The sequence below is a fragment of the Rhodococcus sp. NBC_00297 genome (assembly GCF_036173065.1).
Classification (GTDB): domain Bacteria; phylum Actinomycetota; class Actinomycetes; order Mycobacteriales; family Mycobacteriaceae; genus Rhodococcoides.
Genome location: NZ_CP108041.1, coordinates 58,709 through 84,514, shown reverse-complemented (window position 1 = coordinate 84,514; position 25,806 = coordinate 58,709). Strand labels below are relative to the sequence as shown.

The 25,806-nt window shown below is 69.3% G+C and carries 24 protein-coding genes and 2 pseudogenes; 9 read left to right on the top strand and 17 right to left on the bottom strand.

From position 1 onward, the window contains the following. Positions 1 to 29 precede the first annotated feature (29 nt). Genes OG947_RS00390 through OG947_RS00380 form a run of 3 tightly spaced genes read right to left on the bottom strand, consistent with a single transcriptional unit; the run spans position 30 to position 2,512 of the window. Positions 30 to 1,019, bottom strand: coding sequence for an ABC transporter substrate-binding protein (locus OG947_RS00390; RefSeq protein ID WP_328812873.1), 990 nt, complete (start codon positions 1,017 to 1,019; stop codon positions 30 to 32). Between the two features lie 56 nt (positions 1,020 to 1,075). Beyond that, positions 1,076 to 1,990, bottom strand: a complete 915-nt coding sequence (locus OG947_RS00385) for a TIGR03620 family F420-dependent LLM class oxidoreductase (protein ID WP_037185417.1) — start codon at positions 1,988 to 1,990, stop codon at positions 1,076 to 1,078. 27 nt (positions 1,991 to 2,017) lie between these two features. Continuing rightward, positions 2,018 to 2,512: an SRPBCC family protein gene (locus OG947_RS00380; RefSeq protein ID WP_056444477.1), complete on the bottom strand. Its 495-nt coding sequence runs from the start codon at positions 2,510 to 2,512 to the stop codon at positions 2,018 to 2,020. Positions 2,513 to 2,638: 126 nt separating this feature from the next. Between OG947_RS00380 and OG947_RS00375 the strand changes: the two genes are divergently transcribed. Beyond that, complete coding sequence (locus OG947_RS00375; protein ID WP_037185420.1) at positions 2,639 to 3,463, top strand: SDR family NAD(P)-dependent oxidoreductase; 825 nt, start codon at positions 2,639 to 2,641, stop codon at positions 3,461 to 3,463. 173 nt (positions 3,464 to 3,636) lie between these two features. Here the strand turns inward: OG947_RS00375 and OG947_RS22625 are convergent. Both OG947_RS22625 and OG947_RS00365 read right to left on the bottom strand, forming a co-directional pair. After that, a pseudogene (locus OG947_RS22625) lies at positions 3,637 to 3,795 on the bottom strand (Clp protease N-terminal domain-containing protein); the annotation flags it as partial. 50 nt (positions 3,796 to 3,845) lie between these two features. Further along, positions 3,846 to 5,375 (bottom strand): flavin-containing monooxygenase, encoded by a 1,530-nt coding sequence (locus OG947_RS00365; RefSeq protein WP_051613240.1) that lies wholly within the window; start codon positions 5,373 to 5,375, stop codon positions 3,846 to 3,848. Between the two features lie 81 nt (positions 5,376 to 5,456). On the opposite strand from OG947_RS00365, the gene OG947_RS00360 reads away from it, so the two are divergent. After that, complete coding sequence (locus OG947_RS00360; protein ID WP_285184736.1) at positions 5,457 to 6,470, top strand: AraC family transcriptional regulator; 1,014 nt, start codon at positions 5,457 to 5,459, stop codon at positions 6,468 to 6,470. A gap of 6 nt (positions 6,471 to 6,476) precedes the next feature. On the opposite strand, the gene OG947_RS00355 is transcribed toward OG947_RS00360, so the two are convergent. Both OG947_RS00355 and OG947_RS00350 read right to left on the bottom strand, forming a co-directional pair. Continuing rightward, positions 6,477 to 7,154 (bottom strand): SDR family NAD(P)-dependent oxidoreductase, encoded by a 678-nt coding sequence (locus OG947_RS00355; protein ID WP_222631246.1) that lies wholly within the window; start codon positions 7,152 to 7,154, stop codon positions 6,477 to 6,479. A gap of 1 nt (position 7,155) precedes the next feature. Next, entirely contained in the window at positions 7,156 to 8,031 is an 876-nt protein-coding gene (locus OG947_RS00350) for an LLM class F420-dependent oxidoreductase (protein ID WP_056445133.1), read from the bottom strand. A 90-nt stretch (positions 8,032 to 8,121) separates the two neighbouring features. Here OG947_RS00350 and OG947_RS00345 point away from each other — a divergent pair, with 90 nt between their 5' ends. Together OG947_RS00345 and OG947_RS00340 are read left to right on the top strand one after the other, a co-directional pair. Further along, positions 8,122 to 9,072, top strand: coding sequence for an NADP-dependent oxidoreductase (locus tag OG947_RS00345; protein ID WP_222645181.1), 951 nt, complete (start codon positions 8,122 to 8,124; stop codon positions 9,070 to 9,072). A 78-nt stretch (positions 9,073 to 9,150) separates the two neighbouring features. Then, positions 9,151 to 10,489: pseudogene (locus OG947_RS00340) on the top strand (NAD(P)/FAD-dependent oxidoreductase); the annotation flags it as partial. 169 nt (positions 10,490 to 10,658) lie between these two features. Here OG947_RS00340 and OG947_RS00335 read toward each other — a convergent pair. The 8 genes from OG947_RS00335 to OG947_RS00300 all read right to left on the bottom strand — a co-directional run bounded on the left by OG947_RS00335 (position 10,659) and on the right by OG947_RS00300 (position 16,567). Further along, positions 10,659 to 11,438, bottom strand: a complete 780-nt coding sequence (locus OG947_RS00335) for an urease accessory protein UreD (RefSeq protein ID WP_328812872.1) — start codon at positions 11,436 to 11,438, stop codon at positions 10,659 to 10,661. 1 nt (position 11,439) lies between these two features. Beyond that, positions 11,440 to 12,120: an urease accessory protein UreG gene (ureG, locus tag OG947_RS00330; protein WP_027505415.1), complete on the bottom strand. Its 681-nt coding sequence runs from the start codon at positions 12,118 to 12,120 to the stop codon at positions 11,440 to 11,442. A 26-nt stretch (positions 12,121 to 12,146) separates the two neighbouring features. Further along, positions 12,147 to 12,806, bottom strand: coding sequence for an urease accessory protein UreF (locus OG947_RS00325; protein ID WP_328813929.1), 660 nt, complete (start codon positions 12,804 to 12,806; stop codon positions 12,147 to 12,149). A gap of 2 nt (positions 12,807 to 12,808) precedes the next feature. After that, complete coding sequence (locus tag OG947_RS00320) at positions 12,809 to 14,530, bottom strand: urease subunit alpha (RefSeq protein ID WP_328812871.1); 1,722 nt, start codon at positions 14,528 to 14,530, stop codon at positions 12,809 to 12,811. Beyond that, positions 14,530 to 14,862 carry an urease subunit beta gene (locus OG947_RS00315; protein WP_027505418.1) on the bottom strand — a complete coding sequence of 111 codons (333 nt, stop codon included), beginning with the start codon at positions 14,860 to 14,862 and terminating at the stop codon, positions 14,530 to 14,532. Before OG947_RS00315 ends, OG947_RS00320 begins: the two co-directional genes overlap by 1 nt. 10 nt (positions 14,863 to 14,872) lie before the next feature. After that, positions 14,873 to 15,175, bottom strand: coding sequence for an urease subunit gamma (locus tag OG947_RS00310; RefSeq protein WP_027505419.1), 303 nt, complete (start codon positions 15,173 to 15,175; stop codon positions 14,873 to 14,875). Between the two features lie 81 nt (positions 15,176 to 15,256). Next, complete coding sequence (locus OG947_RS00305; protein WP_027505420.1) at positions 15,257 to 15,694, bottom strand: PaaI family thioesterase; 438 nt, start codon at positions 15,692 to 15,694, stop codon at positions 15,257 to 15,259. 159 nt (positions 15,695 to 15,853) lie between these two features. Further along, positions 15,854 to 16,567: a hypothetical protein gene (locus OG947_RS00300; protein ID WP_156380490.1), complete on the bottom strand. Its 714-nt coding sequence runs from the start codon at positions 16,565 to 16,567 to the stop codon at positions 15,854 to 15,856. A gap of 172 nt (positions 16,568 to 16,739) precedes the next feature. Here OG947_RS00300 and OG947_RS00295 point away from each other — a divergent pair, with 172 nt between their 5' ends. The 3 genes from OG947_RS00295 to OG947_RS00285 all read left to right on the top strand — a co-directional run bounded on the left by OG947_RS00295 (position 16,740) and on the right by OG947_RS00285 (position 20,223). Then, complete coding sequence (locus OG947_RS00295) at positions 16,740 to 18,275, top strand: FecCD family ABC transporter permease (protein WP_328812870.1); 1,536 nt, start codon at positions 16,740 to 16,742, stop codon at positions 18,273 to 18,275. Positions 18,276 to 18,340: 65 nt separating this feature from the next. Continuing rightward, positions 18,341 to 19,369 (top strand): FecCD family ABC transporter permease, encoded by a 1,029-nt coding sequence (locus OG947_RS00290; RefSeq protein WP_081821226.1) that lies wholly within the window; start codon positions 18,341 to 18,343, stop codon positions 19,367 to 19,369. Then, positions 19,366 to 20,223, top strand: a complete 858-nt coding sequence (locus OG947_RS00285) for an ABC transporter ATP-binding protein (RefSeq protein WP_056444458.1) — start codon at positions 19,366 to 19,368, stop codon at positions 20,221 to 20,223. The genes OG947_RS00290 and OG947_RS00285 overlap by 4 nt, the downstream gene beginning before the upstream one ends. A 3-nt stretch (positions 20,224 to 20,226) precedes the next feature. Here the strand turns inward: OG947_RS00285 and OG947_RS00280 are convergent, their stop codons facing one another. Next, entirely contained in the window at positions 20,227 to 22,767 is a 2,541-nt protein-coding gene (locus OG947_RS00280) for a bifunctional lysylphosphatidylglycerol flippase/synthetase MprF (protein WP_442970314.1), read from the bottom strand. A 59-nt stretch (positions 22,768 to 22,826) separates the two neighbouring features. After that, positions 22,827 to 24,125, bottom strand: a complete 1,299-nt coding sequence (locus OG947_RS00275) for an alpha/beta hydrolase (protein WP_328812869.1) — start codon at positions 24,123 to 24,125, stop codon at positions 22,827 to 22,829. Between the two features lie 130 nt (positions 24,126 to 24,255). Here OG947_RS00275 and OG947_RS00270 point away from each other — a divergent pair, with 130 nt between their 5' ends. Together OG947_RS00270 and OG947_RS00265 are read left to right on the top strand one after the other, a co-directional pair. Next, complete coding sequence (locus OG947_RS00270) at positions 24,256 to 24,645, top strand: BlaI/MecI/CopY family transcriptional regulator (RefSeq protein WP_027505427.1); 390 nt, start codon at positions 24,256 to 24,258, stop codon at positions 24,643 to 24,645. Between the two features lie 42 nt (positions 24,646 to 24,687). Then, entirely contained in the window at positions 24,688 to 25,641 is a 954-nt protein-coding gene (locus OG947_RS00265) for a M56 family metallopeptidase (protein ID WP_027505428.1), read from the top strand. The last annotated feature ends 165 nt before the right edge of the window (positions 25,642 to 25,806 follow it).

The window sequence follows — 25,806 nt, the reverse complement described above, 5'->3', positions numbered from 1 at the left end:
CTAACCTTCCGACCCGTGAGCAGGACCGATCAGCCCTCGACGGTGCCGACGCGGGTGGCCGGATCGTCGTCCGAGGCCCGTGCGAGCACCGGGACGAGCGCGTCCACCGCGTACGGAAGGCTGAGGGGGCTGGCGAAACCGAGAGCGGCCGGCACGGTGGTCCCGAATTCGCCGACGTAGACGGTGCGATCCTCCTTCACCACGTTCAGGCTCTGCAGCAGCGGATCACCGGCGACGTCCTCGGGAGTGACGCCCAGCAGCACGAGAGTCTGCTGATCGAGCAGGTCGTAGCGCTCCGGGCTCACCGTTCCGGTGGTCTCGGGCGTCGCGAAGCCGAGGTCGGTGAAGAACCTGTTCCGCGGGTCACCGCTGTCGAGGATGTAGAAGGTGCCGTCGAGATAGAGCGCGACCGCAGCCGTGCGGCCGGCGAAGGACGGGTTCTCGGTCGTGGCGTCTAGGAACGTCGCGTCGACCTCGTCACGCACGGTCTCTGCCTCGGCCGTCTTGCCCAGGGCGGTTCCGTACGCGGCCAACTGGTCTCGCCACGACGGGGTCTCCGACCCGTCCGAGCCGGGGATGTCGCCGACCGTCGTGGCGATCTGTCCGAGCTGCTGGTACTCGGGCTGCTCCAGATAGGCGTACGTCGCCATGATGAGGTCGGGCTCCGCGGCCGCGACACCTTCGAGATCGAGTGTGTCGCTTCCCACCTCGGGAATCGTGGCACCGTTCAGCTGCTGCTGGGCCCACGGTCGGGTGGTGTAGTCGTACCCCGTGAATCCGCGGGTGGCCACGGGTGTGACACCGAGAGCGAGCGCGAAGTCCTGGTCGTTGTACCCGGCGGTCACCAGACGCTCCGGCGCACCCTCGACCGTCACGGTCCCGAACTTGTCGGTGACCTCGGCCGGGAAGGCTCCCGACGCGTCCGCGGCCGGCGCCGAGTCCGTGTCCGACGAGCTGCACGCCGCCGTTCCGAGCAGAAGAACGGTGGCCGCGACGGACACACCGACGGAGACGCGCATGAAGAACCTTTCGGGGACGACTGGTGGAGCAGGCTTGCGGTAAGGCTACCCTCAGCTCAACGGGAGAGCTCGAGGGCCTCACCCAGTCGACGCCAGTCGTCCACCGGCGGAACGTTCATCGCGGATCCGAGGACCTGGACGAGGACGCTGGTGGCTCCCGCCTCGATGTGCTCGCGCACTCGGGCCACAGTCGCGTCGAGTCCGCGCGTCACCATCGCCTCGGCGAGCTTCTCGCTGCCGCCGCGGACGAAGTCGTCCTGCCCGAAACCCAGACGCTCCCAGTTGTTCCGGTAGTTGGGCAGCCCGGTGTAGATGTTCAGATGCGCGTGCGCGCGTTCGGCCCACACCTCCGCGTCGGTGTCGGCGACCGGGTCCACCACCGCCGCCTGCTCGACGACCAGTTCCGGGCGCTTCTCGCCGTCTCCGGCATCGAGGATCTCGCGGGCCGTCGCCGTGTGCTCCGGTGTGACGAGGTACGGATGCGCCCCCGCGGTGCGATCGCGGGACAGCTCGAGCATCTTCGGACCCAGCGCCGCCAGCAGTCGTGGTGGGTTCTGCTCTTCCCCCGCCACTGCCGCGGGTGCGTTGTCGAGTGCGTCGAGATACTCCCGCATCGCCGCGACGGGCTTGCCGTAGTTGTGACCGCGCATGCGCTCGACCAGCGGAGCGTGCGACACGCCGAGTCCCAGGACGAACCGACCACCCGAGACGGCATGCAGGGTACGTGCCGCCGATGCGGTCGCCACGGCGTCGCGGGCGTAGATGCTCGCGATGCCGGTACCGACGATCAGCGACGACGAGGCGCCGAGGTACATCTGCGCGGCGGTGAGCGCCTCGCGGCCGTAGGCCTCGCCGAACCAGAGCGAGTGCCAGCCCTGCGACTCCACCTCCCCCACCACGTCGGGAACCGCCGAGGCGGAGACCCCGTCGAGCGTTCCGGTCCAGATGCCGATCGTCGCGTGTGCCGTCATGGCGTCCAGTGTGCCCGCACTCGCACCCTACGAATCCGGGGGACCGTCGACGGTCTGCCGGAGCCGTTCGAGGGTGGCCGCGATGTGGTCGCCGTTGACCGTGGCGCGGTCGCGGACACCCGTCGCCAGTCCGCCGACGCCGACGAACCACCGCGGACGCCGGTCCCACATCCGCTCGGTCACCGTGGTCTCGCCGCCGTCGCCACCGCCGTCGATGTCGTAGCGCCAGTGCGCGATCGGCAGCGAGAACGGGCCGTAGTGCACGTCGAAGGCGAAGGTTGCTCCGGGGTCGGCGGCGGTCACGGTGCATGTGGTCGACCATCGATGCAGACCGTTGCGGTTCCGACCGACGAAGGACGCACCCGGACGGGCGCCGGAGCTCCCCACCCACCGCATCGAGTGCGTCTCGTCCGCCAGATCGGCAAGCCGGTCGAGATCGGTCAGGAGGGCGTACACGTCCTCGGCATCGGCGCGGACCGTCACGGATCCGGACGCGAGCGGAGCGGTCGAGTCAGGCGTCACCGGTGCACCGTAGCGACCCGACCGCCTCGATGCGGGCGATCGACGACGGTGTCGCCTGAAGTCAAGAACGACGGCCCGCCGTCCGCGATGATCGAGACGTTGGTACCGCCGAGCTCAGGAGTTGTCATGTCGTCATTGCCCCCCTTCCGCTTTCCCGGCGCCACCGCGCTCGTCACCGGCGCCGCCAGTGGCATGGGTGAGCAGATGGCCCACGAGCTCGCGCGACGGGGCACCGATCTGATCCTGCTCGACCGGGACGCCGATCGGCTCGCCGACGTCGCACGCGCCATCGAGTCCGCCTCACCGGCACGCAGCGTCGACGTCGTCGTCGCGGACCTCTCCGACCTCGACGCGCTCGGCGTGGTCATCGACGGTGTGATCGAGCGGCACGAGCGCATCGACCTGCTGATCAACAACGCCGGTATCGCGTTCGGCGGCTCGTTCGAGCAACTCACCGCCAAGGACTTCGACTCGGTGATGACCATCAACTTCCATGCGCCGGTGGACATCACCCGACGTCTGCTGCCGACGATGCGCCGATCCACGGGCGCGCACATCGTCAACGTGTCGAGCTTGTTCGGCATCGTGGCGCCTCCGGGGCAGTCGGCCTACTCGTCGTCGAAGTTCGCCATCCGCGGGTTCACCGAGTGCCTGCGCCACGAACTGGCGCCGACGATCGGCGTGACGTCGGTGCACCCCGGCGGCATCAAGACCCGCATCGCCGAGACGGCCGGTTCGGCCGCCGGAGCGACGGACAAGGAGATCGCGGACGGCAAGGCCACCTTCGCCAAACTGCTCACCTATCCCGCGGACAAGGCTGCACTCCGCATCCTCGACGGGGTCGAGAAGCGCAAGGGACGGGTCCTCATCGCCGCGAGTGCCCACACCGTCGACATCCTCGCCCGCGTGTTCCCGTCCGCCTACTACGCCGTGATGCGCCGCGGCATGTGACGGACGCGCTGCCGCTCTCAGGACAGATCGAGAGCGGCAGCGAGGTCGGTCTCCACCTGGTCCCTAGTCACGCCGAGACCACTGAGCAGCCCCGAGGCGCAGCGCCTCGCGGAACGTCAGTTCCAGAATCTCGGCCGTCGCAGCATCGAACGGAACGCGTGCCGGCGGCTGTACTTCACGCGCTCGGTGAAACGAGCGAAAACCTGGCTGGCGTTCAACGCCTCGTCGGCGTGCGGTCTGGCCACGAACTTCTTCTGCACGGCCTGTTTGCTCACTCCCGTACTGCGGCCGATGTCGGTCCAGGACGCCCCGGACCGACGTGCCTGGTCGACCACCCACCGTCACCCCTGAGTTGACGATGGGTGGTCCTGTGCATGGCGGGTCAGGCGACTCCGGCGGCGCGTCGCACCGACCGACGCGGCGTCCCCGAGAGGGTCTTGCCGAGGTCGCCCCGCAGTGTGGTGATGGAGTCGAGAATGTAGTTCTGACGCACCAGCCACGGGCCGTGATCGCCCTGCCGGGGAAAGGCGTCGATCGAGCGCTGGACGTAGCCGGACTGCAGGTCCAGCAGCGGACGCTCCTCGAGCGGGCCGTCGGGCTGCGGGACGATGGACGCGAAGTCCTTGTCGTCCATGTAGCCGAGCACGCGGCACACGAGACGCGACGTCAGATCGGCGCGCAGAGTCCACGACGCGTTGGTGTATCCGATGCAGATGGCGAAGTTCGGGACACCTGTCATCATGGCGCCCTGCCACACGAACTGCTTCGACAGATCGACGGTCACGCCGTCCACCTTGGGCTCGATGCCGCCGAAGGCGAGCAGTTGCAGCCCCGTCGCCGTGACGATCACGTCGGCGGGCAACGAGGCGCCCGACTGCAGGTCGATGCCGTCGGGGCGCACGGAGGCGATGCGGTCGGTGACCACCGACGCCTTCCCCTTCTTCATCGCCTTGAACAGATCGGCGTCGGGGACGGCGCACAGTCGCTGATCCCACGGGTTGTACTCGGGCGTGAAGTGCTCGGCCACCAGCTTCTCGTCGCCCAGGATCTTGGTCGAGAGGTTGGTGAGGAGCCGCCGTGCCGCCTGCGGACGACGCCGGCAGAACTGATAGAAGCCGGTGCTGAACAGAATGTTCTTGACCCGGATCACGCTGTGCGCCAGACCAGCCGGGAGAAGATCACGAATCTTGTCCGCCTGCTTGTCACGTCCGGGGACCGCGCTGATCCAGGTGGGTGAACGCTGCAGCATCGTGACGTGACCGGCGTCGCGCGCCATCGACGGCACGAGAGTCACCGCGGTGGCGCCACTGCCGATCACGACGACGTTCTTGCCGGCGTAGTCCAGATCGTCGGGCCAGAACTGGGGATGCACCACGGTGCCCTCGAACGTGTCGAGTCCCGGGATGTCGGGGTTGTAGCCCTTGGCGTAGTCGTAGTAGCCCGAGCAGCAGTACAGGAAGCCGCACGTCATCTGCTGCTGCGAGGTTCCCGACTCGTCGGTCACGTCGAGAGTCAGGGTCCAGCGAGCCTCCGCGGTGGAGAAATCCGCGCCGACGACGCGGGTCCCGTACCGGATGTGCTCGTCGATCCCGAACTCCGCAGCGGTCTCCTCGATGTACTTCAGAATCGAGTGCCCGTCGGCGATGGACTTCGCTTCGCGCCACGGCTTGAACTGGTAGCCGAGCGTGTACATGTCGGAGTCCGAGCGCACACCGGGGTAGCGGAACAGATCCCAGGTGCCGCCCATCGAGGACCGCGCCTCGAGGATGGCCCACGACTTGCCGGGATGCTCCGTCGACAGGCGGTAGCCCGCACCGACGCCGGAGAGCCCGGCGCCGACGACGATCACGTCGAGATGCTCGAGGGTGGTGTCGGTCGGGGACGAGTCGAGTCGATCGGTGGTGGACGTCATGACTCCAGTGTCCTCGTGCCACCACCCGATGGCTTGACACCACACGACAACTAGTTGACTTCAGACGACAGCTGACCCAAGGTGAGCGCTGTGCCCGCCATCCGCTCCGCCGGTCTCCGCGGCTTCCGCGCGACCGTGGCCGAACTGGGCGGGGACGCCGAGGCGTACGCGGTCGCGGCGGGGCTGCCCGTGGACGCGCTCGACGCCGACGACCTCCTCGTCGAGGACGTCGCCATGGCCGCGGTTCTCGAGATCGCCGCGGCGGAGCTGGCGTGCCCCGATCTGGGGTTGCGGATCGCACGGCGCCAGGATCTCGGCATGCTCGGTCCGCTCGCACTCGCGATCCAGAACTCCTCGACCGTGGGCGAGGCACTCGAGTGCACCGAGCACTACCTGTTCATCCATGCCCAGTCGCTCAGCCTGCGTGCCGAACCCGACCCGTACGGGACGCCGGGGATCGTCGCGCTGCGGTACGGAACGAAGCCCGGGGTCGTCGCGCCCGTCCAGGGCACCGACATGGGGCTGGGGTTCCTCCACCGCGCCACCATCGCACTGGTCGGCGGGTCCTACGGACTCCGCTCGGTCGAGCTCCCCTACGTGCCGGCGGCTCCGGTGTCGGTCTACGAGAACTTCTTCGGCGTCGCGGTCAGCGTCGGCCGTCCCGCCGCCGTCCTCCGGGTCCCGGCCACACTCCAGAACCGACCGCTCCACGGCGGGGACTCGAACCTCAAACGTTTGGCCCTCGCCTTCCTCGCCCGACAAGGTGCCGGACCCACCACAGAGGTGGCGCCGCGGGTGCGCACCATCCTGCAGCAGTCCCTCGGCACCACCCCACCGCACATCGACGGTGCCGCACATCTGCTGAACCTGCACCCGCGGACGTTGCAACGCCGATTGGCCGGGGAGGGAACGTCGTTCGCGGCGATCGTCGACGAGGTGCGCCGCACGGAGGCCCATCGGTACCTCACGACGACGTCGCTGCCGATGAGTCAGATCGCGGCCGCTGTGGGACTGTCCGAGCAGTCCGCCTTCACTCGTGCGTGCCGACGGTGGTGGAACGCGACACCCACCACCGTCCGCCGCGGCGCTCTCTGACCCGACTCAACTGAAGTCGGTCGACGCCAGATCCTTCTCGTCGTCCACGATGGCCTTGACGATCCGGTCGGCGACAGCGTCCGGATCGAGACCGTCCGGCATGGTGGGCGCCGTGCCCGCGATCGCGCGCCCGGCCAGACCGGTCTCGGTGTGCGGCGGACGTACGTCCACGACCCGCAGCTTGCGCCGACGCGCTTCCGGTCGAGCCGCCTCGACGAACGCGCTGATCCCGGCCTTCGCCGCGCAGTACGCAGCCATCCCGCCGACGGGCTTCTCCGCGATCACCCCACTGATGCTGACGACGACACCCCCGGACTCCACCTCGGTGAGTGCCGATCGCACCAGCCGCAGTGGCGCCAGCAGATCCACCAGCAGGAGATCGTCGACGGTGTCGTCGTCCACCTCGGCCGCGGGTCCGAACGCCACCACGCCCGAGGCGATCACGACGCCGTCGAGCGTTCCGGTGTGGCTCTTGGCCGCCGCGATCAGGTCGGCCGGGGCCGCGGGGTGGGTCAGGTCCGACGCCACGAGGTGCGCGCTGCCCAGGTCGACACCGGCCAGCGTCTGCTCCGAGCGGCCGGACGCGGTGACGGTGGCGCCGGCGTCGAGCAGGCGGCGAGTGATGCGCGATCCGAGCGCGCCGGAAGCGCCGGTCACCAGGAAGTGCTTGCCCGGGAGGTCCATGTCAGTTCTCCAATCCGGCGAGTGTGTCGACCACGGCTGCGGTGGCGGACCGGGTCCAGGTCACCGGGTCCTGTCCCTGCGGGCTCACGCACACGGTGTCGACTCCGAGCGCGGCGAACCCTTCCATCTCCCGGAGGAATCCGGCCTCGTCGGCCACCGGGTCGAGCGAGGTGATGATGGTCTTCTCGATCTCCGCGTAGTCGCGGTTCTCGCGCTCGCAGTGACCGCGCAGCACGTCGAGCTTGTGTGCCACGGTCTCCTGGTCGGGGGCGAAGAGGTTGCACAGCGAGGCGTACCGCGCGACGAACGCAAGTGTCTTCTTCTCCCCCGACCCGCCGACCATGATGGGCGGACCCGGACTCTGCAGCGGCCTCGGCTCGCAGAGCGTCTCGGCCAGCGAGTAGTGCGTGCCCTCGAAGGGTCCGTCGTCGTCGCTCCACATCTGTCTGCAGATGCGCAACGTCTCCTCGAGACGCTCGAACCGCTCGGCCGTCGACGGGAACGGCACACCGAGGCCGCGGTGCTCGCGCTCGTACCAGGCCGCACCGATGCCGAGCATCGCTCGACCGCCGGAGAGCACGTCCAGGGTCGTGACCGTCTTCGCCAGGAGCCCCGGATGCCGATAGGTCACGCCCGTGACGAGCAGGCCCAGGCGGATGCTCTCGGTCCGGCCCGCGAGGAAGCCCAGCGAGGTGTAGCCCTCGAGCATGGGGTCCTGCGCGGTCGCCAGATTCTCCATCTGGAACCAGTGGTCCATGAGCGTGAACAGCGTGCACCCGCCGTCCTCCGCAGCGCGCGCGGAGTCGGAGAGCAGTCCCGCCGTGGCCGCGGAGCCACCCGGAAGGGTGAAGTAGGGATAGTGGACTGCCAACTGCACGATGGTTCTCCTCGATGGTCGGATCAGCACTCCGCCGACGCGGTGCACTCCCGGGGAACATTCGGAGCACCGGGCACCGTTGGTCCTCGTATGACTGGTTCGAGAACGACACGCACCGTGGTCGCCACGGCCTTCGGTGGACCCGACGTCCTGGCGATCCGCGACGAGGTGGTCGACGAACCGGGTCCCGGACAGGTCGTCGTGGACATTCGCGCCGCCGGCGTCAATCCGTTCGATCACAAGCTCTACAGCGGCGCGTTCGGGACGGACGAGAGCACACTCCCGCTGCACCTGGGCAGCGAGGCGTCGGGCGTGGTGTCCGCGGTGGGGCGCGACGCCGTCGGACCGGCGGGTCCCGTCCGTGTCGGCGACGAGGTCATCGTTCTGGCAGACGGTGCCTACGCCGATCGCCTTCTCGTCGATGCCGACGCGGTGCTGCCGAAACCGCAGGCGCTCGGCTGGGAGGAAGCGGCCGGGTACTCCCTCACTGCGGCCACCGCCTACGACATGGCGGAGCTCGCGAGCGTAGAGGAGGGCGACTGCGTCCTGATCCACGGAGCATCCGGCGCCGTCGGCTCGCAGGCGGTCCAGCTCGCCCTGCACCGCGGAGCACAGGTGATCGGCACCGCGAATCCCCGCAACCTCGACGCGGTGCGCGCCCTCGGCGCCGTCGCAGTCGCGTACGGCGACGGTCTGCTCGACCGGGTACGCACCGCGGCGCCCGACGGCGTGGATGCCGCGCTGGACACGGCCGGCACCGACGAGGCGATCGACGTGTCCCTGGTGGTGGTGCAGGACCGGACGCGCATCGTGACCATCACTGCCTTCGGTCGGGCAGCCGACGAGGGTTTCCGGTCCGCGGGCGGCGGGAACCACGAGAGCGCCGCACGGCGCAAGGAGGCGCGTCTGCCTCTGCTCGAGTTGGCCGGATCGGTGATCACCGTGACGGTGGCCGGGACGTTTCCCCTCGCGGAGGCGGCCACCGCCCACCGCGAACTGCAGACGCACCACCCGCGCGGCAAGTACGTCCTCGTCCCCTGACGACGGCCTCGCGGAGACGCGCGGGGGTGGGGAGACTACCGTTGAGCTCAGAACGCATAGACATCTAGGAGCGGATACATGAGCGTCGAGACGAACGAGAAGAAGCGCCACCGCGTCGTCGTCATCGGGTCCGGCTTTGGTGGCCTCTTCGGCACACAGGCCCTCAAGCGAGCCGATGTGGACGTCACGCTCATCGCGCGGACCACCCACCACCTGTTCCAGCCACTGCTCTACCAGGTGGCCACGGGCATCCTCTCGGTCGGCGAGATCGCCCCCGCGACCCGCGTCATCCTGCGCAAGCAGAAGAACGCCGAGGTTCTGATGGGTGACGTCGAGACCATCGACCTGACGAACAAGACCGTCACCTCGCGGCTGCTCGAGCGCGAGACCGTGACGCCGTTCGACAGCCTCATCGTGGCTGCGGGCGCCCAGCAGTCCTACTTCGGCAACGACCACTTCGCCGAGTTCGCACCCGGCATGAAGACGATCGACGACGCCCTGGAACTGCGCGGACGCATCCTCGGCGCGTTCGAGCAGGCCGAGTTGTCCACCGATCCGGCCGAGCGCGAGCGCCTGATGACGTTCGTCGTGGTCGGCGCAGGCCCCACCGGCGTCGAGCTCGCGGGCCAGATCTCCGAGCTCGCGACGCGCACGCTCGACGGAGCCTTCCGCAACATCGACGCCAAGGACGCGAAGGTGGTGCTGCTCGACGCGGCGCCCGCCGTGCTCCCCCCGATGGGAAAGAAGCTGGGCGAGAAGGCCGCGAAGCGCCTCACCAAGCTCGGTGTCGACATCCAGCTCAACGCGATGGTCACCGGCGTCGACAACGACGGTCTCACCGTCAAGGACAAGGACGGCACCGAACGCCGCATCGAGGCGCAGTGCAAGGTCTGGTCCGCCGGCGTGCAGGCCAGCCCGCTGGGCAAGCAGCTCGCCGACCAGTCCGACGGCACCGAGGTCGACCGCGCGGGCCGTGTCGTGGTGGAGCCGGATCTGACCGTCAAGGGACACCCCAACGTGTTCGTGGTCGGCGACATGATGTCGGTCAAGGACGTCCCGGGTATGGCGCAGGGCGCGATCCAGGGCGCGAAGTACGCGGTGAAGCAGATCAAGGCCTCACTCGACGGACAGAACCCGTCCGAGCGCAAGCCGTTCTCGTACTTCGACAAGGGGTCGATGGCCACGGTGTCGCGATTCAGCGCCGTGTGCAAGGTCGGCAAGCTGGAGTTCGGCGGATTCATCGCCTGGGTCGCATGGCTCGGACTCCACCTCTTCTACCAGGTGGGATACCGGAACCGTCTGACGACGGTGATCTCCTGGTTCGTCACCTTCCTGGGCAAGGGTCGGGCGCAGATGGCGTCCACCGAACAGCAGGTGTTCGCGCGCCTCGCGATCGAGCAACTCCACACGCTCGAGCAGGAGAACCGCGTCGACGGCGTGGCGATCCCTACCCGCACGGTCGAGGCGACCTCGAAGGCGGCGGACCGCGAGTCCGGTGCCACGGCCGATGCAGCGGAACAGAGCAAGCAGCTCGACAGCACGGAGAAGCGGGCCGCCTCCGGTGCCTCACCCACACCGGCGGAGCGTCAGGGCGAGGAGCCCTCCGCGAACGACGGAGCGGCGGAGACCGCGGAGGCCAAGCGCGCAGGCTGATCTCCCCGCGCCGAGAGCGCAGCGACCGACCGGGTGACCGGGAGCCGATGGCCGAGCCAGGTGGACAGTGTTCCGCCTCCGGCCATCGGCATCGTCGTCTCCAGACCGGCCACGGTGTCGCCGGAGGGACTGTCCGCCAAGCACTCCGGCCAGGTCAACGTACTGATCGACGCGGTCGGCGCGAAGAGCGCGTCGTGCCCTGCGGCGCCCCTGCCCAGGTCGAGTCGGTGGCGGAGCACCGGACCGGCCACGCCGTCGACTCGAAAGAGACCCGACCACCGGCCGTCCACTTCCCCGGTGCGGCCGATCTGGATCCGTTCGCGCACGGCGGCGCGTGCCCGGTCGCCGAGATGCAGCGACACCGACGATCGGTGATCCGCCGATCCGGCGACGATGGTGGGTTCCGGGTCCACGATCACCTCGGCACCGTCCTCGACGTCCACGGTCCACGACGCGTGTGACACGTCGGTCGAGCGCCCGGGCAACGCCACCGAGGCGGCGACACTGCACACGTGCAGCCGCGCCCCCGCCTCGACCACGATCCGGACGTCGATGGTGTCCCCACCCAGCGGGGTCGCGGCCGAGCCGACGAGGTGGACACGGTCGACTCCGGTCCGGCGTACGGCGAGCCCACCCACCGCCTCGATGCGCGGTGACCTGCTCCGCGACGCCACGACGAGCACCGTCGAGCGCAGGGCGCCGTGCGTCGTCACGTCAGGCGGCGACGGCAGCGAGCTGCTCGCGCACCCAGGTGAGCACCACCGTCGCGGCAGGATCCTCCGTGAGCGAGATCAGAGCGGTGGGACGACCCTCACGCACCCGCACCGCGTCGTTCTCCATGACCGTGAGGTCGGCACCCACCATGGGGGCGAGATCGGTCTTGTTGATCACGAGCAGATCCGAGAACGTCACGCCGGGACCGCCCTTGCGCGGCACCTTGTCACCGCCGGCGACGTCCACGACGAAGATCTGCACGTCGATCAGCCCGGACGAGAAGGTCGCGGTGAGGTTGTCGCCGCCCGACTCGACGAGGATCAGATCGAGTGGCGGATTGGCGTCGACCAGGTCGTCGATGGCGTCCAGGTTCGCCGTGATGTCGTCACGGATCGCCGTGTGCGGGCAGCCGCCGGTCTGCACGGCCGTGATGCGCTCGTCCGGCAGAACTGCGTGACGGCGCAGGAAGTCGGCATCCTCAGTCGTGTAGATGTCGTTGGTCAGCACGGCCAGCGACAGTTCTTCGCGCAGCTGGCGGCACAGCGCCGCCACCAGTGCGGTCTTGCCGGATCCGACGGGACCGCCGATACCCACGCGCAGCGCTTCTCCGGGTGTGCGGACGCGCTTGGGCCGGTCCAGGGCGTGGGAGTGGGGCTCGCCGTCGATGAGATGCGGAGGCATGGGTGTTCTCTCTTTCTGTGGGGTGATCAGGAGACGAAGAGGGGGCGTTCGCGCCGGACATGACGTTCGCCGAGGTGGTCCAGCAGCGGATCCGATTCGTCGGACAGAGCCGGGAGCGCGCGTGCGACCGAGGCCGCGATCCGGTCGCACTCGGCCGCGAGCGCCACGGTGCACCCCGCCACGGCGCCCGGGTCCAACGCGAGAAGTCGCTGGGCGGCGATGGCGGCGCCCGTCATGGCCGTGTAGATCTGCACGGACGCCGTCTCGTACGGTCCCGCGCCGGTGACGGCACCGACGACTCCCGCCACGACGGGCAGGTGCGGGCGCCGTCCGACCGCCGTCCAGTCCTGGTCCGGCCACACCGTCTCGGCGAGGCGACGCAATCCCCTCCCCTGGGCGCGGGACGCGGCGCGAGCCGCAGGAGACGGCGTGCGGGCGTCGGTCTCGCGATCGGCGGCGTCCGCGGGCAGGACACCGGCGGCCACGGCGGCAGCGATCGACGCCGCCACGGCGCCGCTGATGCGCATACGCCGCAGCAGATACGCCTCGAGCGTCGGCAGGTCCCGGACGAGTCCCTCGGCGATCGCCTCCTCGACTCCCCCCGAGTGCACGTGCCCACCGATCGGGAGCCGTGAGTCGGCGAGGGTGAGCAACGTGGCGAGGCCGACACCGGAATGCGGAATCATCATCAGAACAGGAAGTACCGCTGCGCCATCGGCAGCTCCGTCGCCGGCTGCTCGGTCCAGATGTCGCCGTCGATGCGGACGGTGAAGGTGTCCGGATCGACCTCGATGCGGGGAACCGCGTCGTTGTTCACCATCTGTGCCTTCCCGATGCCGCGGACGTTCCCGACCGGAACGAGTCGACGCGCGACGTCGAGGCGATCGGCCAGCCCGTCGTCGAGCGCCTGGGGCGCGACGAAGTGCACGGACGTGGCGGCCGCCGCCTTGGGTGCCGCTCCGAACATCGGTCGCGGCAGTTCCGGCTGCGGTGTCGGAATCGAGGCGTTGGCGTCGCCCATGGTGGCCCACGCGATCATGCCGCCCTTGATCACCAGATGCGGCCGGACGCCGAAGAACGCCGGCTCCCACAGCACGAGGTCGGCCAACTTGCCGGGCTCGACGGATCCGACCTCGCCGTCGAGTCCGTGCGCCACGGCCGGGCAGATCGTGTACTTCGCGACGTACCGCATCGCGCGGTTGTTGTCCGCACGGTAGTCACCGGCGAGGAAGCCACGACGCTTCTTCATCACGTGTGCGGTCTGCCACGTCCGCATGACCACCTCACCGATGCGTCCCATTGCCTGCGAGTCGCTGCCGATCATCGAGATGGCACCCATGTCGTGCAACAGATCCTCGGCCGCGATGGTCGAGGGGCGGATGCGGCTCTCGGCGAAGGCGAGGTCCTCGGGAATGGACGGGCTGAGGTGGTGACAGACCATCAGCATGTCGAGATGCTCGTCGAGAGTGTTGACCGTGTGCGGCCGAGTCGGGTTGGTCGAACTCGGGAGCACGTGGGGCTGCGAGGCGACCGTGATGATGTCCGGCGCGTGCCCGCCGCCCGCACCCTCCGTGTGGTACGAGTGGATGCCGCGACCGGCGATCGCGCCGAGGGTGTCCTCGACGAAGCCCGCCTCGTTCAGAGTGTCCGAGTGGAGCGCCGCCTGCACACCGGCCTCGTCGCAGACCCGCAGGCACGCGTCGATGGCGGCCGGGGTCGAGCCCCAGTCCTCGTGCAGCTTGAATCCCGATGCGCCGGAACGTAACTGCTCCCACATCGCGTCGGGTGAGACGGTGTTGCCCTTGCCCAGCAGCGCCACGTTCAGCGGCCACCCGTCCATGGCCTCGAGCATCCGCGCCAGATGCCAGGCACCCGGGGTCACGGTGGTCGCCTTCGTGCCCTCGGCGGGGCCGGTGCCGCCGGCGATGATGGTGGTGATGCCACCGCCGAGCGCCTCCTCCATGAGCTGGGGGGCGATGAGGTGCACGTGGCAGTCGATGGCGCCGGCGGTCAGGATCTTGCCGTTGCCGGCGATGATCTCGGTGGACGGCCCGATGACGAGACCGGGATGCACTCCCGGCATGGTGTCCGGGTTCCCGGCCTTGCCCAGCGCCACGATCCGTCCGTCACGCAGTCCGACGTCGGCCTTGATCACACCCCAGTGGTCGAGCACCACGACACCGGTGATGACGGTGTCGGGCGCACCGTCGGCCCGCGTGGCCCGCGACTGTCCCATCGACTCGCGGATCACCTTGCCGCCGCCGAACACGGCCTCGTCGCCGGCGAGACCCGGCCCACCGCTGCGGTCCTCGGTGATCTCGATCAGCAGGTCGGTGTCTGCCAGGCGGATCCGGTCACCCGTGGTGGGTCCGTACAGCTCCGCGTAGCGCGAACGATCGAGGTACGCCATCAGTGACCGTCCCGGGGTGTCGTGTCGTCCAGTGCGCCGGGCGGGGTGAGCGAGATGCCGTGAACCTCGCGGAGACCGCCGATGTCGACGAGCACGACCTCCTGAGCGATACCCGGTTCGAACCGCACCGCGGTGCCCGCCGGGATGTCGAGGCGCTTCCCGTGCGCGGCGACGCGATCGAACGTCAGCGCGGCGTTGGCCTGCGGGAGATGGACGTGACTTCCCACCTGCACCGGCCGATCGCCGTCGTTCACGACGTCGAGAGTGAGCGACGCACGACCGGCGTTGAGCTCGATCGACCCGTCCTCGGTGATGATCTCTCCGGGAATCATGCGCACTCCTTCACGAGATCGGGTCATGAACGGTGATGAGCTTGGTGCCGTCCGGGAACGTGGCCTCCACCTGCACCTCGTGCAGCATCTCCGGGATGCCGTCCATCACGTCGGCGCGGGTCAGCACCTCACGGCCCGACGACATCAGTTCCGCCACGGACCGCCCGTCGCGTGCGCCCTCGAGCAGGTGGTCGGTGATCAGCGCGATCGCCTCCGGATGGTTCAACCGGAGTCCGCGCTGCTGCCGGCGACGCGCCAGTTCCGCGGCGTAGCTGAGCAGCAACCTCTCCTGCTCGTGCGGAGACAATCTCATGGGGGACACTTCCCTTCGCGGCGAACGACGGCGACAGGCAATGCTGGCACGACCTCGGCCGTCGCGCTCGCCGGACGCGCGTCAGGACGCGCCGATCCGCCCCGTGTCCTCGATGTTCTGCAGTCGGACCTGGCCGCGGGCGATGAGACGGTCCGCGGCATCGGTGATGGTGACGGTCCAGATCTGCTGGGTCCGCCCGCGGTGCACGGGCAGTGCCTCGGCGGAGAGCACGCCCTCGCGGGCGGCGCGGATGAAATCGGTGGTGTTGTTGACTCCGACGACGTGGCCGCGATCCCCCAACCACAGGGCGCCCGCCGTGCTCGCCAGCGACTCGACGACGGCGCAGTGCACGCCGCCGTGCACGATCCCGAACGGCTGCAAGAGCTCCGGGCGCACGGTCCACTCCGCGGTGACCCGATCGGGCCCCAGTTCGCGGAACTGCAGACCCAGCACCTTCCCGAAACCGCTGTCCAGCTGCTCTCGAAGTTCGTCCGACACCGACGGTGACACATCGTTCATGGCGTTCAGTGAATCACGTGGACGGACACGAAGCGGCGGGCCTCGCAGTGTGTCGCGAGGCCCGCCGGGGCACGGACGCCGACGTCGCTGCAGCCCTCAGGACGTCGGCACGATCCGAAGTTCGTGTGGCTCGAACTATACAGGATAGCCTTGCCTAAGTCACGCAGGTCGCCGTAACCGAACGCGCCACCCCGCGTCGACGAACGCATCGAGGAGCATCTGCCCCCTGCGCCAGCCGCCGTCACGAGACACGCCACCCAGCAACGGAACTCGTGCCGAGGCGCCGAGGACCGACTCGCCCACGATGCGGCTCATCTGCGTGGCGTCCAGAGGACCGAGCGCGGACAACCCTGCCGCGGCGACCTCGAGCGAGCGAGCAGCGCGATGCGCGGTCCAGGCCGCGAGCGCCTCGTCGCACGGCATGACCACCGTTCCCGCGGTCGCGCCCGAGCCGGACACCGAGCGCAGCGCCGTGTCCCGCACGCCCGCCCAGTCGATGCCCACGTCGCTGTCGAGATGGATCCAGAGATTCTCGGGGCCGGGGTCCCACACCCGTCCACATCCGACGAACGCCGCGGCCGACCGTCCCACGACCGCGTGCACGAGTGCGGCCGCCACCTGGTCCACCGCACGACGCGGGTCCGGATGGTCGAGCGACGACCGGCGCAGCAGGGCCTCGAAGCGGCCCGACTCGAGCCCGGTGGCGAACGACCACCAGCGACGCTTGCTCTGCTCGGCCATGTCCGCGACGGCGTACACGCGGGGGGCCTCCGGATCGAGGTGTCGCAGAGCGGTCATGGTGTGCCGGAAGGCGGTGGACACCGCGGCTCGACGATCGTGCGGTGAGACGACGGTGTCGATCGTGACTGTCATCGGATGGAACTCCTCGTCTGCAGGTGCCCGGACGGTGACACGCACCGACCGGTCGAGGCGACCGGTCGAGTCATAAGGTAAGCCTAACCAATACATCGAAGACAACCGGGTGTGGTTCGCATCACCGCGAGACCGCGCCGCCACACGACTGCTTAGGCTTGCGTAACCTTCCATGAGAGACACCACCACACCGATCGAGGAGGACCGCGTGACCGACACCGCGTCCGGACCTCTCGCATCTCACCCCGGCCCGAACGACCTCCCCGAGCCCGGCACCACGGTTCGTCCCGATCGCGACTACTCGATCGCCGACGCGGATCGGCGGGCGCCCGGCCGGGTGACCGTCGCGGCAGCCTCGGCGGTCGACGTCGGTGTCGTCCTGCTCCCCCTCGTGCTCGGCCTCGTCGTCGTCCGATCGCTCGCCGACGACAACGGCGGCGGCCAGGTCGACCGCGCGGTCTTCGGCGTCATCGCGGTGCTCGCGGCCGCGGGTGTGCTGGTGTGGAACCGGGGGTTCCGGGACGGTCGCGCCGGACAGAGCGTGGGAAAGTCCCTGTTCGCCCTCGTGCTGCGGGACGCCGAGACCGGTGACGCGGTGGGCGTCCGACCTGCTCTGACGCTGCGTCGGAAGCCCGGTGTCGAGACGGTCCGGCTCACCGTCGCGGTCGCGGAGGACTTCGAACCGGTCGCTCCGGACACCTCCTCGGCAGCGACCCGTCGACGCCGAACCTCCGGACTGATCATCCTCGTCGCCGCCATCGTGCTCGTCGCGCTCATGAGCGTGGCCGTCGGTGCGCGGCCGCTCACCTTCGCCGAGATCTTCCATGCGCTGTTCTCCGCCACCGGGACCGACACCGACGTGATCGTCCGGTCGCTACGCCTCCCCCGCACGATCCTCGGACTCGTCGTGGGCATCGCACTCGGCGTCGCCGGCGCCCTGATCCAGGGCCACACCCGCAATCCGCTCGCCGATGCCGGGTTGCTCGGCCTCAACGCCGGTGCCGCTTTCTTCGTCGTCATGGCGATCTACCTCTTCGGCATCACGTCCCCCTTTGGCTACCTCTGGTTCGCCTTCGCCGGCGCTGCCGCGGCCAGCATCGTCGTGTTCGGTACCGCGTCTCTGGGCGGGGCGAGGGCCAACCCGCTGTCGTTGGCCCTCGCGGGAGCCGCGATCGCGTTCTTCCTGCAGGCCATGACCAACGCGGTGGTGCTGCTCGATCAGACCACCCTCGACAGCTACCGGTTCTGGGTCGTCGGCTCCGTCTCGGGACGCGGGCCGGACATCTTCTGGACCGTGCTCCCGTTCATCGTCATCGGGCTGATCATCGCCGTCGCGGGCACGCCCGCCCTCAACACGATCAGCCTCGGTGACGACGTCGCCCGCTCACTGGGCACCAACATCACCCTCACGCGCGTCGTCGGCATCGTGGCCATCACACTTCTGACCGGCGCGGCGACCGCTGCGTGTGGGCCCGTGGCCTTCGTCGGACTGGTGGTGCCCCACATCGCGCGTGCCATCACCGGCCCGGACTATCGCTGGCTGCTCCCGTTCGCCGGCGCGCTGGGCGGTGTCCTGCTCGTGCTCGCCGACGTCATCGGTCGCGTCGTCGTGCGGCCCGGTGAACTGCAGGTCGGCATCGTGCTCGCGCTGATCGGCGCGCCGTTCTTCATCGCCCTGGTACGCCGTCGGACGTTGGTGTCGCTGTGACCGCCCACCCGACCGTCCGTTCCGCGGCCACCGCGCCGTCGGTGGCGGGTCGCCCGGCCTTCCGCATGGGACCGCTGTCGACGGTGCGTCGCCCCGCCAGGGTGCTCGTCACCCTCGCCCTCGCGATCGTGCTGTTCCTCGTGTTCTGTCTGAACGTCGGGCGCGGCGACTACCCGCTGTCGATCCCGGACGTCGTGAACGTGTTGGTGGGCGGCGGCTCGCGGATCGAGCGTTTCGTCGTCATGGACCTCCGCCTGCCGCGTGCCCTTACGGGCGCGCTCGTAGGAGCTGCGCTCGCCGTCTCCGGCGCGTTGATGCAGTCGATCACCCGCAACTCACTCGCGAGCCCGGACATTCTCGGCATCACGTCCGGCGCGAGCGTCGCCGCCATCTCGCTGATCGTCCTGAGCGGCACCAGTACGGCCGTGGGCCTGTTCGCCACGCTCGGCGTGACCCTCGCCGCTCTCGTCGGCGGGCTGCTCACCGCAGCGCTGGTGTACCTGTTGTCGTGGCGGGGCGGAGTGCAGGGCATGCGGCTGGTGCTCGTGGGCATCGCGATCAACGCCATGATGGTCGCGCTGATCGGCTGGATGTTGGTCAATGCCGACATCACCGATGTCACCCGCGCCCAGCTGTGGCTCACCGGGACGCTGTCCGGCGCCACGTGGTCGCAGGTGTGGCCCGTCACCGCCGCCGTCGTCGTTCTCGGAGCGGGCTCGGTGATCATGTCGTTCCGACTGTCCGCCATGCGGCTCGGGCCGGACACCGCCCGCTCGCTGGGCGTGGACGTGCAGCGGTCCCAGGCCGTCCTGCTCGTCATCTCGGTCGCGATGGCCGCCATCGCCACGAGCGTCGCCGGCCCGATCGGATTCGTGGCCCTCGCCGCGCCGCAGATCGCCCTGCGGCTGACCCGGTGCGCCGAGCCTCCGCTGATCGCCTCGGCCCTCACCGGCGCCGTCACCGTGGTGGGGTCCGACCTGGTGGCGCGCACGATTCTGCCGGTCGAGCTCCCCGTCGGCATCGTCACGTCCGTCCTCGGCGGACCCTTCCTCCTCTATCTGCTGGTCCGAGTCAACCGAAAGGCGACAGTATGAGCGTGCACGCGCATCCGGAGATCACCGGAGCCACACCTCCGCACCGTCTCGCCGCGGAGAACATCTCGGTCGGCTACGGCGACCGCATCATCATCGAGGGGCTCGACCTCGAGATCCACACCGGCGTCGTCACGACGGTCATCGGACCCAACGGCTGCGGCAAGTCGACTCTGCTGCGCGCCCTCGGCCGCCTGCTGTCCCCGCGCCAGGGCCAGGTGACGCTGGACGGCAAGGCGATCGGCCACATGAAGACCCGCGACGTCGCGCGCACTCTCGGGGTGCTCCCGCAGTCGCCGATCGCCCCGGAGGGGCTGACGGTGGCGGACCTGGTGGCACGAGGCCGCCATCCCCACCAGTCCTGGATCCGGCAGTGGTCCCGCGACGACGAGTCCGAGGTGGCGCGTGCGCTGAAGCTCACCGGTATCGAGGATCTCGCCGAACGTCCCGTCGACCAGCTCTCGGGAGGACAGCGCCAGCGTGCCTGGATCTCCATGGCACTGGCGCAGGGCACCGACGTCCTGCTCCTCGACGAGCCGACCACCTACCTCGATCTCGCGCACTCCATCGAGGTCCTCGACCTGGTGGACCGGATGCACGACGAGATGGGCCGGACCGTGGTGATGGTGCTGCACGACCTCAACCTGGCCGTCCGCTACAGCGACCGTCTCGTGGTCATGCACGAGGGAGCGATCGTCGCCAGCGGTACGCCGTCCGAGGTCATCTCCGAGAAGATGCTCTTCGACGTCTTCGGCCTGTCCGCGGCCGTCATCGACGACCCGGTCTCCGATCGTCCGCTGATCGTGCCCATCGGCACCCGCCACGTCCGAGCGGGCGCCGGCATCCGACCGGCCTGACGGTCAGCGGTCGATCATCGTCTTCACGAGCCGGACACTCTGACCGAAGGACACGTCCGGCAGGTAGGCCCGTCCGATGGCGTTGCCGATGCTCGGTAGCGCAGCCGGATCGGGGAACGTCATGTACATCGGCTCGTACACCGGCTGGAACTTCGACTTGAACGCCAGCAACGACCGGAAGCCGTAGACCGGTTCGAGCGTGCGGCCCACGACGTCGAGCAGACGCTCGAGCATCCCCGAGAGTGTCGACGTCTGCGCCGTGTCCTCGGTCGGATCGCCCACCTTGGCCAGCGGCGCTCCCGACAGACTGAGGAACTGCGCGCCCTCCTCCTGCAGGGACAGTGCGGCGGACGCGATGAGGAATTCCATCGCGGGCCGGAAGCCCTCGGACCGACGGCGCATGAAGTCCAGGGTCCAGCCCACGACGACGCCGTCGCGGTACACCGGCATCCACGAGGTGATGCCGTGCACGGTGCGCTGCTCGTCCACGGCGATGAGGCACCGGACCTGCGGATCGTCGACCTCGTCCAGGCCGCCGAGCGTGAAGCCCATCTCGGGCATGCCCTTGTCGGCGACCCATTCCTCGGAGATCGCGGTGATCTGGTCCGTGATCGCCAGCGGCGCCGTCGGGAACGAGATCCATTCGGCCTCGACACCGGCCTTCTTCGCCCGGTTCACCGCGGTGCGGACGTCCTGGAACTTCTTGCCCGTGAAGGCGAGATCCGCGAGCGGGAGCACGGTCTCCTCCCCCACCTGGATGCTCTCCCAACCCAGAGCGCCGGTGATCGCCGCGACGTCCGGCGTCACCGAGTAGAAGCAGGGCGACCATCCGTTCGCGGCGGCGTACTCGGAGAAGCCGACGATGGCCGCCTCCCGGTCCGCGGGCGGACCCACCGGATCGCCGGTGGTGAGGGCGATGCCCGAGATCACCCGGAACGCGACATAACTGTGACCGTCGGGCGAGAACCAGTACCGGTTGCCGCGCCACGTCGTCATCCAGGACAGGGCGCTGCCGCTGCTGCTCGTCAGCACCGCCCGGGCGCGTTCGGTGGCGTCGGTCTCCACGCCGTACGCCGGTCTCACGAACGATCCCGCGGTCGCGACGACCAGCACCGCCCAGAACACGATGCCCGTCCATTCGTAGAGCACGGTGGCGAGCCAGCTCGTCGGCAGGAAGGGCGGGTCGAACCACTGCAGCAGAACCGGGGGCACGAGCCGCTGCGGGAAGTCGCCGAGCAGCGTCAGCACTCCCGGGCTGCCGTCGAAGCCGGACCGGATCAGCGCGCCGACGGCGACGTAGAGAACGGCGAGAACCGCGCCGGCCCCGACCACGGTGGCCCACAGTCGCGTGTACGTACCGGCAGGCGCGGACACGTCGAAGTTCGTGCGCGTGACCACCAGCAGTGCCATGACCGCCAGGGGGACGACGAAGGGGACGGCGGTGCGGTAGAGCGTCGGATCTGCGACGCCGTAGAACAGCGTGTCGCCGTTGTCCAGATCGGCGAAGCGGATCAAGTAGTTGGCGAGCGCCAGGGCCAGGAGCACGACCTGCGAGACCATCGCACCGATCCAGGCGAACCGACGCCCGCGGCGCAGTCCGTCGCTGAGGACCAGCAGATAGACCGAGGGCATGACGCTGGCCAGCACCGGTCCCACGCCACCGAGTCGGAGATCGAGCAGCCCGCGTCGGCAGTCGGTGGACCCCGGATCTGCACCACAGACCAGGTTCACCTCGTCGAGCGTCCACTCCTGGCTGCGGAACAGTTCGCGCAGCACGGCGAACGGGCCCACCGCATTGGGCGAGAAGGCAGCGATCATCGGGCCGATCGCGGACGCCGCGACGATGAGGGCCACCAGCACCCGACCCTCGCGGCGAGTACCGGCGAGATGGGTCGCGCGAGAGGATCGTCCGACGATCAACGGACCCGCCACTGCGCCGACCACGACCGAGCCGAGCGCGGTGATGTCGGCGAGATGGCCACCGAACAGGGCCATCACGACGGTCAGCGCCACGAGGCCCACCCGCACCCGCCGACGCCAGAGCGTTCCCATGTTCGCGCTGGCCACCATCAGCGTGCCGAGGATCCAGGCCGTGGGGCCCGAGGTGACACCGAGATGGAGCTGGAAGCCCCACCCCTCGTCGAGCAACTGCCCGAGAGCGGCCAGCGCGAGACCCAGCAGCGAGCCGCCCACCTGGGTCACCAGGACGGCGACCGCGAAGCGCCGGGTACCCATCCGGTGCTCGATCGGCGCGGCCACGACGAGGAACAACGCGGTGGCGACGACGAAGGCGGCCACCCCCACGGCGAACAGCCCCGACGTGACGGGGGTCCAGAGCCGCAGGTTCTCGATCGGAACGATGCCCAGCGCGGTGTGGTGGTCGAGGAAGCTGCGATAGCTGCGCGTGGTGAGGGAGAGCACGACCAGTCCCACCCACATGACGGCCAGCAGTGCCAGGCTGACCGGAGCCCCCTTGGCGCCGTAGGCGATCGTGGACCACAACCGTGCGCCCTGGCGACGGGTTCGTCCCCACCACGCGGCGATGTCGCTCCGCGCACGGGCGACCGGACCCTGCGCGGGAGATCCTGCGACGGACGGATCGGTCACGACGTCAACCCCAGCCGGGTGCAGAGCCAGTCCAGCTCCAGCTTCAGGCCCGCAGACCACGTCTCGTAACTGTGTCCACCCGGGACCTCGGCATAACGCACGTCCATTCCGGCTTTCTGTGCGGCGGCGAGCAGCTGCTTCGCCGAGTTCTGGTAATCGGGATCACTGGCGCCGACGACGAAGGCGCCGGCGCTGGTGGGGTACTGGCGTGTGGCCATGAGGTTCATCGGGTTCACGGCCTCGAACGCGGCCTCGCTTCCGCCGAACGCCGCGTCCAGCGTGCGCTGCTTGTCCCCCAACGTCGGTTCGAGCTGCCCCGAGAGAACGAGGAAGGTCGGGTACAGCTGCGGGTAGTTGGTGGTCATCTGCATGGCGCAGGTACCGCCGTAGGAGAGCCCGCCGATCGCCCAGTGCGCCGGATCGGTGTCCACCTGCAGGGTCGCGTTCACCCACGCCGGCACGTCCTTCGCCAGATAGGACGCCACGTTGCCGAGCGGAGAGTCGACGCAGAGCGGATTGGCGATGGTGGACCCGGTCGCGTCCGCCACCACCACGACGGGTGCGAGACCCGCGTGATCGGCGGCGTAGGCGTCCATCGTCTGGACCAACCGGCCACCGGTGAGCCAGTCGTCGGGCGCTCCGGGTTGGCCGGCGAGCAGCACGAGGACGGGCAGCAGCGGCCGGCGTGCGGTGAAGTACGCGGGCGGCAGGTAGACCTTCGCGTTCCGAGCGGAGAAACCCGACTCCGTGCCCGGGATCGGCGTGTCCAGGATGCGACCACCGGTCGGCATGTCGGCGGGGGCGGTCCACACGCTCGCGAGAGGTGTACCGGTGATCGGGTCGGCGGTGCGGCCGGTGACGTCGTCGACGTCCACCTCCTGCACGGACGAGATCCCCAGGGCGGTACCGACGGTGGGGTAGGCGTCGAAGACCAGGTTGACCTGCAGCGCGGACGTCGCGACCACGGCCACCGTCGCGATCACGGTCACCACGCGGGTCCACCACCGTGTCGCGGCCAGCATCCGCGGCACGAGGAGGAACAGACCCAGGACTCCGAGACCGACCCAGACGTAGACCGACGTCTCGACGGGATCGGGGAAGACCCGCCAGATCTTCTCGATGCCGAACCACGCCGCCACCGTGAGGACGGCCGCCACCCCGACGGCCACCGGGACGGCGCGGGTGAGGTGCCGCCGACGCCGCGCGAGCACGAGCCAGACGAGCCCGAGCACTCCGACGACCGTGACGACGATCGGGACCGGTCCACTGACCAACGACGTGTCGACGAATGCCACGGCGCAACAGTAGTCGCGCAGTAGTTCTCGACGCGTGTTTCCGCGCCGGTGGACGCGCGCCGACGTGCGACGACCCGCTGCTACATCGTGTAGTACGCATTTGCGTCGGAGTGGCCGTATCATCTGACGAATGGCAGGCCTGGGCGATCTCGAACGAGCAGTGATGGAACATTTGTGGTCGAGTTCGGAGCCGCAGACCGTCCGTCAGGTCCACGAGGCACTGGCGTCGAAGCGTGAGCTCGCGTACACGACGGTCATGACGGTCCTGCAGCGTCTGGCGAAGAAGAAGCTCGTCACCCAGCAGCGGGACGACCGCGCGCATCGGTACGCTCCGGTACATGGGCGCGAAGAGCTTGTCGCCAGCCTCATGGTCGACGCCCTCCAGCAGGCCGACCGGTCCGGCGGACGGGCTGCGGCCCTGGTCCACTTCGTGGGTCGGGTCGGCGCCGACGAGGCCGCCGCACTCCGGGAGGCCCTCGCGGCACTGGAGACGCAGGACGACGGTTCCTCCAACGCCTGACCTCTCGACCCTCGACGCTCCCTCCCACACGACGGTGAGGACATGAACGCACCGACAGCACTGGTCTTCGCGGTACTCGCGTTGATCCTGACGGGACCGGTTCCCGCGATGCTGTCCCGTGCGACGTGGCCGCACCGGACACCGCGCGCCGCCCTGGTGCTGTGGCAGGCGATCGCACTCGCCGCGGTGCTCTCGGCCTTCAGTTCCGGTCTCGCGATCGCGAGCCAGCTGCTCGTCCCCGGACCGGACGGCCGGCCCACCACGGCGCCGACGGCCGAGATCGACGCCCTCGGCCTCCCGCTGTGGATCCTCTACGTGACGGTGCTCGCGATCACCCTCGTCATCGGTGCGCGGCTCGTCTGGGCCACGTCGCTGGTGGCGATCAAGACCCGACGACGGCGTGCGAGGCACCGCACGCTGGTCGACATCCTCGATCGCAGTGCGGGCGAGACCAGTGCCCACGGAACCGACGTGCGGGTCCTCGAGAGCCTCGACCCCATCGCCTACTGCCTGCCCGGCCTGCGGCAACGCGTCGTGGTCAGCGAGGGCACGTTGTCCAACCTGGACGACGACGAGCTGGCGGCCATCCTGACCCACGAACGCTCCCACCTGCGCGCGCGGCACGATCTCGTTCTCGAGGCGTTCATGGCCGTCAACCAGGCGTTCCCGCACGTCGTGCGCAGCCGGTCCGCGCTGGGGTCGGTGCAGCTGCTGGTCGAGCTGCTCGCGGACGATTCCGCGGTGCGCGTCACGGGCCCTCGTCCCCTCGCCCGCGCTCTCGTGGCCTGCTCCGGATCGTCGGCGCCGCGGGGAGCTCTGGCCGCGGGTGGGCCGAGCACGCTGGTGCGGGTGCGCCGGTTGGCCACTCCCGGTTCCACCCCGGGTGTCGCCACTCTCGCCTATCTCGCGTCGGCGGCCATCCTCGTGGTGCCGACCATCTACGTCGCCGTGCCGTGGTTGACCGAGCTGACGCGCCTCGCACGACACGGTTCGTGACTACTGGCTCACACGAGTCGGCATCGGCACCACTCGTCGCGTAGTGTTACCGGTGGTTCATCAGAACCATCCGTTAGTCGATATGGCACAAATTTCGCCGTCGCTCCGATCCGTCCCCTCGTGGACGCCACGGAGTCGTACCGGTGACAAGACACCTCACATTGC